Here is a 13,772-nt window from a genome sequence, read left to right on the forward strand (position 1 = left end):
CGTTCCAGTCGGAGCGGGAACCGTTAAATGATAAAAGACAGTCCTCAATATGCTGACCGCCTATACCAAGTATATGGCTGACGAAGTTACCATAGTGTGTAGGGCAGTGGAATCAATGTGTGGTGACGTGTTGAATACGGTCGCGGCACCTACCCAATGATGAGAGGGTGGAGTTCTTTCAGTAGGCTTATGAGGTGTGCATGAAGGCAGTCAGGGTGTTGATACGCGTTTTTCTGTATGGAATTTTTGTCTTTTGCCTACTCACCTATACGTTTATGCAAGGGTCAGAGTATGACTGGATGGGGCCCGATTACGTTATAGAGGATAATTCGAATGACAGGGGGGGTATAAGAGGTCTAGCGGTGGCAATTGCCTTGTTCACTCAGTTTCTGATTTATGTGAGCTGTTCCAGGAAAGAAGCCGCAATGACTGTTGTATTGCTTGCGGTTGTGGTTGGTGTTTATTGGTGATCGGTATGCCCGCCTGATAGGTAGGCGGATTTGCAGTCCCCATGCAAATCATCAAGCGGTTGCATACCGACCTGTCACTCCTGGTAGTACAGCCATGTGCGGTGCTCCGGCAGTTTAAGACAATTATTCAGCCGTGCCCTGGCGCCATTCCAACTCAAAGCGATAGTTGACATCCACCTTACTGGCATCTACCGGCAGCTCGGTCTTGGTCAGCACAAACTCGAAGGCTGGCTCGAAGTATCCATCGCGCAGGATTTCGCCCGCCAGTATCTCGACTTCATACCAGCCATTCTCGACTTCAATCGTCGGTCTGTTGGGTTGCTGATAACGCTCGAGCAACTCATGGAGGTTGTCCTCCGTGAACGCCTGCAGAATGCGCCACGTATACAGATGGATGCGGCCGTGCTCCACACGCAACGAATAACCGCCGCGCCGATGCTGGATGCGGTCTTCGTACCGTGGCATTTCTGGTTCGGTACCTGCTAACGTGAAGACAATCGTGTACGGATGGTTTTCCACTCCGATGAGCGGGATGAGGACACCTTCAAGAACGGCCGCGTCGCCGCTTTCATTGGAAACAAACTCGCTAGCCAGGTCATCGGGAAGTTGATGCTCTTGCTTGAAACGTTTGAGCAGTTGCAAGTCACTGAGCAGGAAGTAGTCAATCAGGTCATTAAGGACTTCGGAAAATATATATTGCATGTGGAGGTATCCTTGGCGTCACGGCGCGAAATGAAAAATTAGCATGGCATTGGCGAGTACGTTTCTCTCATTGCCCTCATCTAACCTTTTCTACGCTGAGTCCACCGGTCATATGATTTGGAGCCTGGTTGTGGTGGGGGCGTGGTTGGGCGCAATCACCCGGAGATCGCATTCATTGATCATAACCTGCTGTGGTGCGGGCTTCCTGAGGTAATGATCCAGGGAGTCGCAGACCGAGTAGCCTCCACTCATAGTGTCACCCGTCGCAATGTCCTGCACATGAGATTGACTGCACATCGCCAAGATCGTTACTGTATGCATGTACAGTTATTCTTCGCAGGGTCAGTCTCATGAGTATTACCATCCTTGGTCCGATATCAGCCGGGGGCGAAAAGCTTCCGCTCTATTCCTTTCAGGCACCTGAGGGCTTGCCGTCGCTGGCTGCCGAGCACATCGAAAAGCACATCTCACTGGATGAATTGTTCGACATCCCGACACCCGATCTGTACATGGTGAAAATTGAGGAGGACAGCATGCAGGGGGTGGGGATTTTCTCCGGGGATCTTCTGATCGTAGATCGCAGCCTTTACGCGGAACATGGCGACATCGTCATCGCAGCCCTCAATGCTGAACCCGTCTGCAAGCGGCTGCACATGCGTGAGAACACATGCATGCTCACCTCGGAAAACAGCAAATATCCACCACGGCACGTGATGGAATGCGACGACCTGGTGATCTGGGGGGTGGTGAAGCACAGCGTGCGCGTTCATGGCAAATTGTGACTCTGGATTGCGCTTGATGGCTGCTTTTACCGGCCTGTTCGCCTCCGGAAACATATAGTTGCCTACCAAGATAACCCCCGTTTGGGTTGAGTTGGAGCAGGTATCAGCAAGTCGATGCGGGGATGATTATGTGAAGGTTAGCGCCTATGATCAGACGGCTGCTTTCGAGACGAGGTCGAAGCCCCGCTTGAGCAAGGGTACGGCGACGCAAACGGAAATTGCGGCAAGCTGCCAGCGCATGAGTTTTATTCATGCAGGGTAAGCGATATTTTCATGGCATCTCCAGATTTGACGAGGAGACAACGCCTGACTGAGGGGGCCGTCAGGGATTTGTTAATGGCTTTGGGGGGCGTCAATCATCTAAGGTAATCCAGCGACACTCACCTAAAAAGACGCTTTGATTACTCCATGTTTTAATTATGCCGTGTGCACAAAAAACAACCCATTGCCTGAGCCGTCTTTTTTCAAGAGAAGACACCCAACAGCATCGGTCAAATAAAATATATCTTTAAATGGCTCTGGAAAGTCTGACGAGTAAAGCTGCATAACAAATTCGTATTCCTCCAGCAAATCCAGGGGCAGCTTTACTCCATTAGGTGGGGTGTTCGTAAGCATGGAGAATACGGGGTACTCATCTTCCTGTACCGCTTTGTTGTTAAATTTTGTATTCGTTTTCGGGATTATATTGTATGGACTGTTAATTTCCGACTCTGAGTCTTTCATGGCTACTAAAGTGTAACCACTCGATATCGACTCCAGCTCGGAAGTGTCGCCGCTGTAAGTAATATTGTCGAGAAAATAATCAGAGCTGCTGTAGGTTGAAAAAATATACAGCATGCCTTCTTGGGGGATTGACCTGTAATTGTGTGTTTTCTTCAGGCTGGCGCACTCTATGGTGGCAATCAGCACTAAAGCTTCTCCATCAGGGTTCATGGGCCAAGCTTTTAAATTTACTGAGCCGCCGCCTATGATAATGCCAGAGTCCTTAGGGTCACCAGATAGTATAATTTCTTTAACCAGAATCATATATTTACCCACCTCCGTTAAGACTGCTATGTAGTTTCTAAGTCATTCGGCCCGAGGTTTGGCAGGCTTCGGACTCTATGCGTCTATGACTGCCCGGGCAGGGTGATCGTGACGGCAATTTGCCTAGATAACCAGGGAGACGCAGGGAGAATCTGCACACACTTCCCGAGGCTGAGCGTGCTTGGGTTGCTTGCTACTGATGACCGTCAGTAGCCAACGGGTGTGATCCGTGACGCGTTCAAATTCTTGCACATGCCGATGACCGTGGGAATGTCGTAAATAAGCTTAGGTGCCGACAGATTTAGTGGGATCGGTCGGTAGGAAATTTTACTTATTCCGGTTTTTCTTCGCGGGGCTCTCCTAAGTAAGCGTACTCCCCACGATTCCCCCCATGGCTATCGCTCTTCATAAATATCGATAACGTGATTTGGCAGAAAGCAGACCTTCATCCCAGCCTGAATCTCGTCAGTGCAATAAGGGTCGTTATCGAGCTGCCCTATATACAGATCTCCCACTCGATCCTTGACGATAACCCACATGCGCTCGACGCTGACCTCTTCTGCTCCACGCTCATCGGTAGTGACGATTCTAAAAATCAACTTAACAAGCTGTTGTGCTTGAAGGCTATTTCTAGCATCTCTCGGAGGAAGCCAGAAGCTTGTAGGGTTTTCATTGTGGATGGCTTCGGCGTCGTCTAACTCCCAGCCATCTCTATCGATGTCAGCTAACGTTGCTTCCATAACCCCTCAAAAAGCTCATATGTTGACTTGACTCGGCTGGAGTAATGCCATATTTCTCGCCGTTATGCCAGCGATCCCCCGCGCAAGCTATATCCTTCGCACGTTTACTGCTGAACTGAGTTGTGCGAGGTAAAATTGGACTACCCATCCAGTGAATCTGAAAGATAGAAAGCATGCATACCTACTACTTCCGGCTGAGTCGTACTGAGGATGTGGCGGATTTATGCCGTATCTCGGCAGAGGCTCGTCTGCGTTACAGGACATTTCCATCTCTAGCCCATATCGCTGACACACCTGCGTTGACCCCTGTGAGATTTGAGGCCTGTCGTGTCGTGGTGGCGCTCGATAGCGATAGTCATAAAATAATGGGCTTCGCGGCAATGCGACCGCTGGACGGGCTTCTGTATTTAGACAATATTTCCGTTGGCCCAGGTGCTTCAGGGATGGGGATAGGGGCAAAACTGCTTTCGGCAGTCATAGAGCATGCTGAAAGCCTCGGGGTTCAAGCGGTGAGTTTGACAACTTTTCGTGAGCCTCCTTGGAATGGCCCCTGGTTCCGCAAGCACGGCTTCCTTACGATGCCGGGTGCATATATAGGTGAGGGATTGAAACAGGTTATGGATCGCCAACGGGTTACGCTGGATGCCACAACGCGAGAAACATTATGGCGTGTCCTATACGATTGATAAGCAAACCAGGCCATTCTAGTTAGGGCGTGTTTGCCATCCGCTGACCTTCAAAGGAAAGCTATGAAAACTCTAATCTTCGACCTGGACGGAACTCTCGTTGATTCAGCACCAGGTATCGTCGCCAGTCTGACACACGCCGTTCGGGCTCTAGGTCACGACTTCACGCCCTCTGCCGGAATCACGCACCTTTTGGGGCCGCCGATGACTCAGGTAATGGCACAACTGCTGATGCCTTATGGAGATGACCGCATCGACCAAGGCGTCGAGTTGTACCGGACTCATTATGGGCGGTACGGCATCTCTGGATCATTGGCTTATCCGGGAATTAGACAAGTTATTGATTCGCTGACTACACAAGGATACGCGTTATATGTCGCTACCTCTAAGCGTCAGGAGTTTGCCGAGCGCATTCTGAGTGAGACGGGGCTGAGAGGTCATTTCCAAAGCGTTTTCGGCACTTCACCGGATGGTAAACTGGACGACAAGTCCCGCTTGCTGGATACATTGCTGGCGGTAGAGGCGATCCGTCCTGGATCCGCCTGCATGATCGGCGACAAGCGCGATGATATTGTCGCCGCCCATCAAAACGGTTTACTTGCCATTGGCGTACTATGGGGTTATGGCACCCGCGCAGAGCTGATCGAGTGCGGTGCCGACAAGCTAGTCGAGCAACCGACTCATTTGCTGGGTGCACTCGTAAAAGACTGAGGTGTATGACAGCTTCGGCACTTGGCTGGCTGCACAGGCGCTGCGCTACATTGACAGTTGAGATAAATCCCCAGACTATAAATCAATGACTATTACCTACCGACTGAACATGATGCGCACCTTGATGACCGCCTTGGGCGGGCCATGAGGTTATGCGCGCGTAGGTAGTAGCGCATTGACTAAAGCCCCGCCAGGAATGGACGGGGCTTTTTCATTCTCCGTCCAGAATGGCCAATCTCAGGAGTGTGAAGATGTTGCAGATTCGTCGAGCTGAGCGTTGTGATGCTGAGGCAGCATTCGATATCCGCTTTCAGGCAATTCAGAACCAATGCAGCACCGTTTACACGAATGCTCAAGTGATGGCTTGGACTTGCGTTCCGCTCACGGATAACTACAGATCCTGGGTGGAAAAAGATTATCACTTGGCGTGCGTCAATGGACTTCCTGTGGCTACAGGACTGATAAATCTCCAGAGCGGGGAGCTGGAGGCAATCTTCGTGTTACCGGAGTTCATGGGCCAAGGCATAGGTAAAAAGATGGTCATTCATCTTGAACATCTAGCACGAAAGGCGGGTCTTGCTGAGATCCACCTTGAAGCCACGCTGAATTCTGAAAGTTTTTATCAGCGCTGTGGCTTCACCGCAGGCGTCCAGGCTATTTACAACTCACCCTCCGGGCTCCAATTGGCATGCGTGCCTATGCGCAAGCAGTTGGTGTATCTGACCGACCTCAAAGATCTTGAGTGACGTGCGCTTCGCTAGCTGCATCTGCGAAAGTCGACCCTTGGCGATTGGTGGTCCAGTCGCCTTCGGACGACAGATGACGCACTTATTTAGCTAGGCACTTATGTCTGCTACGCAGGCGTTGGGAAGGTGACTTCGCTGGATGCTTACTTTGAACGGGATATTGCGATGCTCTCAGGTTGAAAAGCATTAAGTTTCCCAGCCGTGGGTCGCCGCCGTATACCAAGGAGTTGAGCTTAAGTAAGTGCGATCATGTACTGCTCTGCATTCGTTGACCAATGAGCCCCGACCTAGGCATATTGGCCGCCCGCAGCGTAGAGCTGTTCAAAGGATGAGAGTCGCCGTAATGGATTTATCACTGAGCAAGAAAGGATGGTCAGCACTGGCTTTGACTGGGCTGATTTATTTGGCGGCAGGCAACTCCTATGCAGCGGATGGCGAAGCCTTCTCTCCATCCACTGCATGCAGCGTGTTGGCACGAACTCCCGGCTTCAAACCCAATCCCAGCGGCTACAGTGAGTTGCACGACGGTGTCTATTCTTGCGGCACTCCGTACAAATATCTGGGGTCGCAAGAGCTACCCAACAACGTAGCGTTGTACGGCCGTGGCACTGCTGACGAGGTTACGCGGGTCAAGCTGATGCTGAATGTGAACGTGGCAAGCCGAGCTGTTGCGGATACTAAGGCGCTTGCGGCTCTATGTACAAAAATGATCGGAGATCTGGCGGGTACCGTTCCTGTTGGATTTGGCAAGAAAGCCAGCTTGGGTAAGCCATTCGAGGAGCAGTTTCAGGGCTACAAGATTTTCCTGACTAAAGAAGTTTGGCCGACCGGCAAGGGATTTGAGCTCAACTGCGGTATCGCAACCTTGAGTCATGAGGAGTAGCGCTATAGGCGTCATCAGAGTGTGTATAAGCATCCGGAGCCTACAAGTGGATGCTGATGACGAATCAGTAGGTCGCCTCGCTCGGATCCGAAAAAAATCAGTCTCACAAGTGGCAACCGATTTAATTACGCAGAATCTAATGGCCGCCGTATGCAAAGCTTCAATTAACCAAACCTACTAACTGAATAGGCTTTCGGGTTCTACGGTCGGCAGTTTCAGAAGTGCGCGACACTTCATAACAGCGTCAACTATTGCCAATTTAAAGCTGTCGGCGTCGTGAACAACTGCGGATAGTATTGCTGCCCGAGACTGAAGATTTACCTGCCATGCAGTCCGGCACCCCTGGTTTAAGATTTGGGAGAATTGCTCTTCTGCAAACTTGAGGTCGCCTGCTAACCCGGCTGCGACCGCGCTATTGAACACTACCCAATTACTCTTGCGTGCCTGAACACGGAGATGCTTCGCACAAGCATGAATTGAAGGATATTTGAGTCGAAGATTGAGGACTTCTTTCTTCGCTTTCATGGCCAGAGACTGTGCGACCTCGCAGAATTGTTGAGAGTCCAAGTACTCCTCAAACGGTTCAATTCTGTAGCCATCATCGAATGAAAAACTATCTTTTTCATGCCAAAGCCAACATGCACCCACATTCAAGTAGCTTCCCTTTGCTCCTGAGTGAGGTTGAAACTCCACCACTCCAACCCACCAGTTGTGATCGTCGAGCCATATTCTTGACTGGCCCTTTTGCACGCAACCTATAGGGTTCAATTCAGTCCTTGCGGCTTGCTTGATCAAGCGGTTATGGTCGTCGAGCTTCATCATCCAGCCTCTTGGTGATCACACTTTTCGTGAAGATCGAATGGTAGTTTCTGGTCTATTCGGCTCCAAGCCTAGATCAGAGCCTAGAGACCGTCGTGGGGGCTTTTGAATACAAGAGCTGGGTCTCTCCGCAGCGGAAATCATGCAGAGTGCGTTCACCATGTGCCGCAGAAGACTTGATCACATTACTGACGCTTGCGAGTTAGACCTAAGAGTTACCACTGCTTGGCCCAGCCGGCCGCGAGAGTGGTGGCACGCTACCTACATGGGGAGTCAATGGCGGGAAATTACGGTTCGGTCTCGATAGCTCAGGCACCTAACGGCGTTATCTGTGCTCCTGCGACCATTCGTCCTTCAGATGTTCACGCCCACCATTTACATTTGCGTTTTCCGGCAGATCAACACGCAGTAGCCTGAGGGGGCTGGCAATTCTTCGTCGGCCAATTCCATTTGGACCAACGCCTCAAGCAGCGAGGTGGCTGGCCAATTAGACTATCGAACGGCCTTTGGCGTGCCTGCGGTCTGATACTTTGGTGGCGCCAATTCCGCTCATGTCTTTGTAATTCGATATGCGCTATAGAGCACGTTCGGTCATGCAAAAAGCCCGTGGTTAATGCGGCCCAGCACTTCTTCAGCAGCCACATATCCAGGCGTGGTGCCGGCCGCCTCCAGTGCGGTCAGGCCTCCGAATGCCTTTTGAGCTTTGTTCAGGCAGTGGGTTGCCTTGTCCTTGTCGCCGAACACTTGCTCGGCAAGTACCACCAGTTTGCTCACGCGATACAGGCGATCGCCTTCTTCGGGGGAGAGTCGTTCGCCCTTGGTTCGACGGTGAAGGAGGGTGCGTGCGTCGATGATGCCGACGCTCACTGCGTTGACACCGTGTTGCGATAGATTGTCGATTGCTTCCAGCGATACGCCGCTGCGAATGAGCAATTCCATCGGTTGCCCGGGAATGCCCGCCATGAGCTCCAGTACCTGAAAGTCCGGATGGGTGATCATGCCTGTCTCCACTATTCGGCAATTTGGCTGTGATGATAGGGCAAGATGTCGGGCGTGGGGAAATGGATGATTCCACTGGCATCATGCTGTCGTTCCGTTATTGCGAGCTACCGAGCCAGTTCGACGTTGAATGCCGTCAGGCGACAAAAACAGGAATGCGAAGATAGATGTCGATATAGGGGGAGAGGGCACTGGGCAATGATCAGAAATCTGTGATTGCTGCAGTCTCGCGAAGGCCGCCCTTGGGCTGAACGGAGGAGGGAATTTTCATCATGCTTGACTCTAGAGGCAGCACTTAGACTGCGCAACGAGCTATAAAGGCTGCGCTTCAAAGTTCAGCAGGCAAGAAAAAGGGCGGTTTTTCCAGAGTTCTGCTTCTCAATGACTAAATCATCGAATTCACAAAGCCCTACAAAAACCGCCCAATCGCTTGTATCTATATGGCTCCACGACCTGGACTCGAACCAGGGACCCAGTGATTAACAGTCACTTGCTCTACCAACTGAGCTATCGCGGAATGAGCGCTATGTTACTGTTTCAATTGGATTAGTCAAGCGTATGCCGAAAATATTTTTACTATTCAGTAGCTTGGAGAGGTGGGTTTCCAAAGGTGGTGGGCTTTGGCGTAGTGTAGTTGGCTTGCTCCTTATGACTGATTTCCAGTGAGGTGAAAGAAGTGACTGCCAGCAATCGTCTTGAAACACTATTTCCAACCCTTGAGCAAATCCCTGAGCAGTATCGTCCCGAGAAGGCCATCGAGCAGCGGGAGTATCTGGTCAACGGTACGCTGCAACTCTGGCAGGGGCCGCTCGCGCCGGTGCGCAGTCCGGTGTGTCTCAGCGCTGCTGATGGTATCCAGTCTGTGATTCTGGGGAGTACGCCGTTGCTTGACTCGGCAACCGCGATGACTGCACTGGAGGCGGCTGTTCAGGCTTATGACCGAGGGCAGGGCGCGTGGCCGACGATGCGGGTGGTCGAGCGCATTCAGCACGTAGAGGCATTTCTCAAGCGCATGCGAGAGCAGCGTGAGGCGGTGGTCAATTTGCTGATGTGGGAGATTGGCAAGAACCTCAAGGATTCCGAGAAAGAGTTTGACCGTACCTGCGACTACATCGTCGACACCATCAATGCCCTCAAGGAACTGGATCGTCGCTCCAGTCGTTTTGAGCTGGAGCAGGACACACTCGGTCAGATTCGACGCGTGCCTTTAGGTGTAACGCTGTGCATGGGACCTTACAATTATCCGCTGAACGAAACCTTCACCACGCTCATCCCGGCTCTGATCATGGGTAACACCGTCGTCTTCAAACCCGCCAAGTTTGGTGTGTTGCTGATTCGGCCATTGCTGGAGGCGTTCCGGGACAGTTTCCCGCCGGGCGTCATCAATGTTATCTACGGCAGCGGTCGAGAAACGGTCAGCGCCTTGATGGCCAGTGGCAAGATAGATGTGTTTGCGTTTATCGGGACCAATAAGGCAGCCAGTGATCTCAAGAAGCTGCACCCCAAGCCACATCGCTTGCGTGCTGCGCTGGGTCTGGATGCGAAGAATCCGGGCATCGTGTTGCCGGATGTGGATCTGGATAACGCTGTAAATGAGTCGATCACCGGATCGCTTTCCTTCAACGGGCAGCGCTGCACGGCGCTGAAGATTCTGTTTGTGCATGAGAGCCTGGTCGATAGCTTCCTGGAGAAGTTCCAGCAGAAACTTGCTCAACTGAAAGCTGGTATGCCGTGGGAGCCAGGTGTATCGCTGACTCCATTACCTGAGCCGGGCAAGACCGATTACTTGAAAGGTTTGCTTGACGATGCGGTAAGCAAGGGCGCTCGCGTCGTCAATGAGGGTGGCGGGGAGGTCAATGAAACGTTCTTCTATCCGGCAGTGCTGTATCCCGTGACGTCGGCAATGCGGGTTTACCACGAAGAACAGTTCGGTCCGGTGGTTCCTGTTGTGCCGTATCGGGATATTGAGTCGGTCATTGATTACGTACTGGACTCGGATTTCGGTCAGCAACTGAGCATCTTTGGGAATGACTCTGCTCAGGTTGGGCGGCTGGTCGATGCTTTTGCCAATCAGGTAGGGCGCATCAACATCAACGCACAGTGTCAGCGCGGACCGGATCAATTCCCTTTCAATGGTCGCAAAAATTCTGCTGAAGGTACCTTGTCGGTTCACGACGCACTTCGTGTTTTCTCGATTCGCACGCTGGTCGCGACCAAATTTCAGGACACGAACAAAGCGCTGATCAGCGACATCATCCGCAATCGCGAGTCCAGTTTTCTCACCACTGACTATATTTTCTGACGGGTTGTTAGTGAGCTCGTCGGGAGCGATAAACGTAACGGCCTGACGAGCTCATGGTGAGCGACTAATCAAGAGCAGCTTTAATCGCTACACCAAAAAAATGACTTGATATGATTCGCTGCGTCAGTTCGATGCTGTAAAGTGTCCGGCGTTTTGATAGAGCGAACATGCTTGTCCGGCACTGGGAAATATAACGGTGCGTCGAACTCGTTCGTGTGCCATGGTGACGAGCGCTGATTTTTGTTCGAAGAAAATCTCCCCATACGGCAATCAACACCCTCATGTGCGGGCATTTCGCAGACTTTTTTGGCTCAGCGCAGGGGCGGTCCACATTAGCGTCCACTCCAACGCTAAGGTTTTTGAACATGTCATCGAGGCTCTGTAAAAATTACAGCCGTCCGTATTGCAGTAATCACACGTCAGTGGAAAAACATTCATCGAGCATGAAAAGTGGATCCAGTGATGAATGTTGGCAGGTGTGGCTTGTCGGGTCTGATTAATTACCGGTCGGCATCAAGAGCGAAAAGCTAATTTCTACACGACGTTCATATTAAGATCAGGCGGGCCGATAACGCCGTATTTGCTACCTTTGTTCATGTTGCTTGCGTGTGAGGCGGGCGGAGATTTTGTGATGATTGTTGACGACGGTGATGTCTTTGATCGGTTGCTGGCCAACTGTGATCATGAGCCTATCCAGATTCCGGGGGCTATTCAGCCTCACGGTGTGTTGCTGGCTGTCAATGAGAGCACCTGGATCGTGCAGCAAATCAGTGCAAATGCTGATGTGCTTTTCGGTCGTGCCGCATCGGAACTGGCCGGTCAGGAACTCGACGTCGTATTGGGCAATGAGCAGGCGCAGGAAGTACGTAGTGCGGCGGCTGCCAGCTCGCTTGATGAGGTAAACCCGCTCTCTCTGACCTATGGCGGAAAGTGGGTGGATTGCACCGTGCATCGTCACGATGGGGTGTTGATGCTGGAGATTGAAAATCCCGGCGAGCTCACCTCGGCCAGCATGCAACATCTGGATCGCGGCCTGGGCAGGACCTTGCGTCGTTTGCAAGGCGCAAAGTCTCTCGCGGAACTCTACGAAATAAGTGTCCGCGAGATTCAGGCGTTGACGGGCTATGACCGGGTGCTGATTTATCGTTTCGAGGAGGAGGGGCACGGTCAGGTTATTGCCGAAGCTTCCAGTCCGGGAATGGACACTTATAACGGTTTGTTTTTTCCGGCGTCCGACATTCCGAGTCAGGCGCGTGAGTTGTATCGTCTCAACTGGCTACGCATCATCCCTGACGCTCAATATATGCCAGTGCCGTTGGTCCCGTTACTGCGCCCGGACACTTTACAGCCACTGGACATGACGCATTCATTGCTGCGCAGTGTTTCGCCGATTCATTGCCAATACATGAAGAACATGGGCGTGCAGTCCTCAATGAGTATTTCGCTGCTCAAGGACGATCGGCTGTGGGGCTTGATCAGTTGCGGGAATCGTACGCCCCTGCTGGTGCCGCACGGCCTGCGTGCAGCTTGCCAGAGTATTGGTCAGGTACTGTCGATGCAGATCAGCGCGCTTGAGGAAGCCGGAATTGTCCAACAGCGGCAGAAGAAAGAGGTCATGCTCACTGAGCTTGTAGAGACCATGCGCCTGGCACCGCAGCTGGATGTGCTGGAGGCGTTGGCGCAAAATCCTGAACGATTGATGGCGCTGACCGGGGCATCAGGCATCGCGGTGTTGGCTGAAGATCGCTTGCACACTTGGGGTGCGTGCCCAGGCGATGAACAAATCCAGACGCTTTACGCCTGGGTTAAAGAGCAGCCTGTGGGTATTTACGAGTCATCGAGCCTGAGTGCAGATTTTCCCGAGGCGCAGGAATATCAGGATGTCGCGAGTGGGTTGCTGAGTTTCACTTTACCCAAGCCGGTAGACAATGCTGTGCTTTGGTTTCGTCCGGAGGTCAAGGAAAGTGTCAACTGGAGCGGTGACCCCAGCAAGCCTATGGAGCTTTCGCAAACCGAAGGCGGCAACCGACTCCAGCCGCGTAAGTCGTTTGAAATCTGGAAAGAACAGGTGAATGGCAAGGCGCATCGATGGAGCGCTGGCGACCTGTTCGCCGTAGCCGATTTGCGGCGCTCAGCGCTGGAAACGGACCTGGCTCGTCAAGTGTTGCGAGAGCAGGACGCGGTTCGCGCGCGGGACGAGCTGGTTGCGGTGGTCTCTCATGACCTGCGTAGCCCGATGACGGTCATTGTCATGCAGTGCGGCATGATGCAGCGATTGATAGGCGCCGATAGTGGCCCCTCGTCCAAGCGTGTCAACTCCGCTATCGATACCATGCAGCGGGCGACGACGCGGATGACGAATCTGCTGGAAGACTTGCTGGATACGTCGAAGATCGAAGCGGGTCGCTACTCCATCGCGTCTCAGCCGATGGATGTCAGCCAGATACTCGAAGAGGGATATTCACTTCTCGCGCCGTTGGCGCTGAACAAGTTTATCGAGCTGAGCTTTGTCTCTGAGCCAGACCTGCAGATTTCTGCCGATCCGGAGCGGTTATTTCAGGTGTTGTCCAATCTGGTTGGCAATGCCATCAAGTTCACCCCAAGGGAAGGCCGCGTCGGGGTCAGCGCCGTAAAAGAGGGGGGGTATGTCAGGTTCTGCGTCGCCGATACGGGGGCGGGTATCGCTCAGGAGCACCTGCCTCATGTCTTTGAGCGTTATTGGCGAACCAGGCAAGGCAATCCGAGTGGTACTGGCTTGGGGCTGTACATCTCGATGGGCATCATCAAGGCCCATGGTGGCGATCTATGGGTTAGCAGCCAGTTGGGCCAGGGAAGCGAGTTCAGCTTCACGGTGCCATTGGTTGCCTCTCAAACATGTCCGCTTGTCTGACTCTGGCAATATCGGT

General features: G+C 52.4%; 12 protein-coding genes and 1 tRNA gene. 7 read left to right on the forward strand and 6 right to left on the reverse strand.

Annotation, left to right across the window (positions count from 1 at the left end; genetic code table 11):
* Positions 1-593 precede the first annotated feature (593 nt).
* The gene (locus K3169_RS13380) at positions 594-1,172 is read right to left on the reverse strand and encodes a hypothetical protein (RefSeq protein WP_263271903.1); all 579 of its coding nucleotides are present in this window, start codon (positions 1,170-1,172) and stop codon (positions 594-596) included.
* Between the two features lie 350 nt (positions 1,173-1,522).
* On the opposite strand from K3169_RS13380, the gene K3169_RS13385 reads away from it, so the two are divergent.
* Positions 1,523-1,954, forward strand: a complete 432-nt coding sequence (locus K3169_RS13385) for a LexA family protein (RefSeq protein WP_263271905.1) — start codon at positions 1,523-1,525, stop codon at positions 1,952-1,954.
* 417 nt (positions 1,955-2,371) lie between these two features.
* On the opposite strand, the gene K3169_RS13390 is transcribed toward K3169_RS13385, so the two are convergent.
* Positions 2,372-2,980 (reverse strand): YwqG family protein, encoded by a 609-nt coding sequence (locus K3169_RS13390; RefSeq protein WP_263271906.1) that lies wholly within the window; start codon positions 2,978-2,980, stop codon positions 2,372-2,374.
* Between the two features lie 395 nt (positions 2,981-3,375).
* Entirely contained in the window at positions 3,376-3,720 is a 345-nt protein-coding gene (locus K3169_RS13395; protein ID WP_263271907.1) for a DUF2314 domain-containing protein, read from the reverse strand.
* A gap of 173 nt (positions 3,721-3,893) precedes the next feature.
* Between K3169_RS13395 and K3169_RS13400 the strand changes: the two genes are divergently transcribed.
* The 4 genes from K3169_RS13400 (at position 3,894) to K3169_RS13415 (ending at position 6,746) form a co-directional block, all read left to right on the forward strand.
* The gene (locus K3169_RS13400; RefSeq protein WP_263271908.1) at positions 3,894-4,406 is read left to right on the forward strand and encodes a GNAT family N-acetyltransferase; all 513 of its coding nucleotides are present in this window, start codon (positions 3,894-3,896) and stop codon (positions 4,404-4,406) included.
* Between the two features lie 63 nt (positions 4,407-4,469).
* Complete coding sequence (locus K3169_RS13405; RefSeq protein WP_263271909.1) at positions 4,470-5,117, forward strand: HAD hydrolase-like protein; 648 nt, start codon at positions 4,470-4,472, stop codon at positions 5,115-5,117.
* Positions 5,118-5,368: 251 nt separating this feature from the next.
* The gene (locus K3169_RS13410; RefSeq protein ID WP_263271910.1) at positions 5,369-5,863 is read left to right on the forward strand and encodes a GNAT family N-acetyltransferase; all 495 of its coding nucleotides are present in this window, start codon (positions 5,369-5,371) and stop codon (positions 5,861-5,863) included.
* Between the two features lie 343 nt (positions 5,864-6,206).
* Positions 6,207-6,746 (forward strand): hypothetical protein, encoded by a 540-nt coding sequence (locus K3169_RS13415; protein ID WP_263271911.1) that lies wholly within the window; start codon positions 6,207-6,209, stop codon positions 6,744-6,746.
* Between the two features lie 177 nt (positions 6,747-6,923).
* Here the strand turns inward: K3169_RS13415 and K3169_RS13420 are convergent, their stop codons facing one another.
* From K3169_RS13420 to K3169_RS13430, 3 genes are all read right to left on the reverse strand, one after another.
* Positions 6,924-7,568, reverse strand: coding sequence for a hypothetical protein (locus K3169_RS13420; RefSeq protein ID WP_263271912.1), 645 nt, complete (start codon positions 7,566-7,568; stop codon positions 6,924-6,926).
* A 588-nt stretch (positions 7,569-8,156) separates the two neighbouring features.
* Complete coding sequence (locus K3169_RS13425; protein ID WP_263271914.1) at positions 8,157-8,564, reverse strand: antitoxin Xre/MbcA/ParS toxin-binding domain-containing protein; 408 nt, start codon at positions 8,562-8,564, stop codon at positions 8,157-8,159.
* Between the two features lie 441 nt (positions 8,565-9,005).
* Positions 9,006-9,081: transfer RNA gene (locus K3169_RS13430), tRNA-Asn, on the reverse strand.
* A 159-nt stretch (positions 9,082-9,240) separates the two neighbouring features.
* Between K3169_RS13430 and K3169_RS13435 the strand changes: the two genes are divergently transcribed.
* Complete coding sequence (locus tag K3169_RS13435; protein WP_255880616.1) at positions 9,241-10,866, forward strand: NADP-dependent glyceraldehyde-3-phosphate dehydrogenase; 1,626 nt, start codon at positions 9,241-9,243, stop codon at positions 10,864-10,866.
* 631 nt (positions 10,867-11,497) lie between these two features.
* Complete coding sequence (locus K3169_RS13440) at positions 11,498-13,756, forward strand: ATP-binding protein (protein WP_263271915.1); 2,259 nt, start codon at positions 11,498-11,500, stop codon at positions 13,754-13,756.
* The last annotated feature ends 16 nt before the right edge of the window (positions 13,757-13,772 follow it).

The organism is Pseudomonas phytophila (assembly GCF_025643095.1).
Lineage (GTDB): Bacteria > Pseudomonadota > Gammaproteobacteria > Pseudomonadales > Pseudomonadaceae > Aquipseudomonas > Aquipseudomonas quasicaspiana.

Coding starts and splice junctions, on each gene's coding strand:
- K3169_RS13380 (WP_263271903.1), bottom strand. CDS start 1,172: ATGCAATATATATTTTCCGAAGTCCTTAATGACCTGATTGACTACTTC.
- K3169_RS13385 (WP_263271905.1), top strand. CDS start 1,523: ATGAGTATTACCATCCTTGGTCCGATATCAGCCGGGGGCGAAAAGCTT.
- K3169_RS13390 (WP_263271906.1), bottom strand. CDS start 2,980: ATGATTCTGGTTAAAGAAATTATACTATCTGGTGACCCTAAGGACTCT.
- K3169_RS13395 (WP_263271907.1), bottom strand. CDS start 3,720: ATGGAAGCAACGTTAGCTGACATCGATAGAGATGGCTGGGAGTTAGAC.
- K3169_RS13400 (WP_263271908.1), top strand. CDS start 3,894: ATGCATACCTACTACTTCCGGCTGAGTCGTACTGAGGATGTGGCGGAT.
- K3169_RS13405 (WP_263271909.1), top strand. CDS start 4,470: ATGAAAACTCTAATCTTCGACCTGGACGGAACTCTCGTTGATTCAGCA.
- K3169_RS13410 (WP_263271910.1), top strand. CDS start 5,369: ATGTTGCAGATTCGTCGAGCTGAGCGTTGTGATGCTGAGGCAGCATTC.
- K3169_RS13415 (WP_263271911.1), top strand. CDS start 6,207: ATGGATTTATCACTGAGCAAGAAAGGATGGTCAGCACTGGCTTTGACT.
- K3169_RS13420 (WP_263271912.1), bottom strand. CDS start 7,568: ATGATGAAGCTCGACGACCATAACCGCTTGATCAAGCAAGCCGCAAGG.
- K3169_RS13425 (WP_263271914.1), bottom strand. CDS start 8,564: ATGATCACCCATCCGGACTTTCAGGTACTGGAGCTCATGGCGGGCATT.
- K3169_RS13440 (WP_263271915.1), top strand. CDS start 11,498: ATGATTGTTGACGACGGTGATGTCTTTGATCGGTTGCTGGCCAACTGT.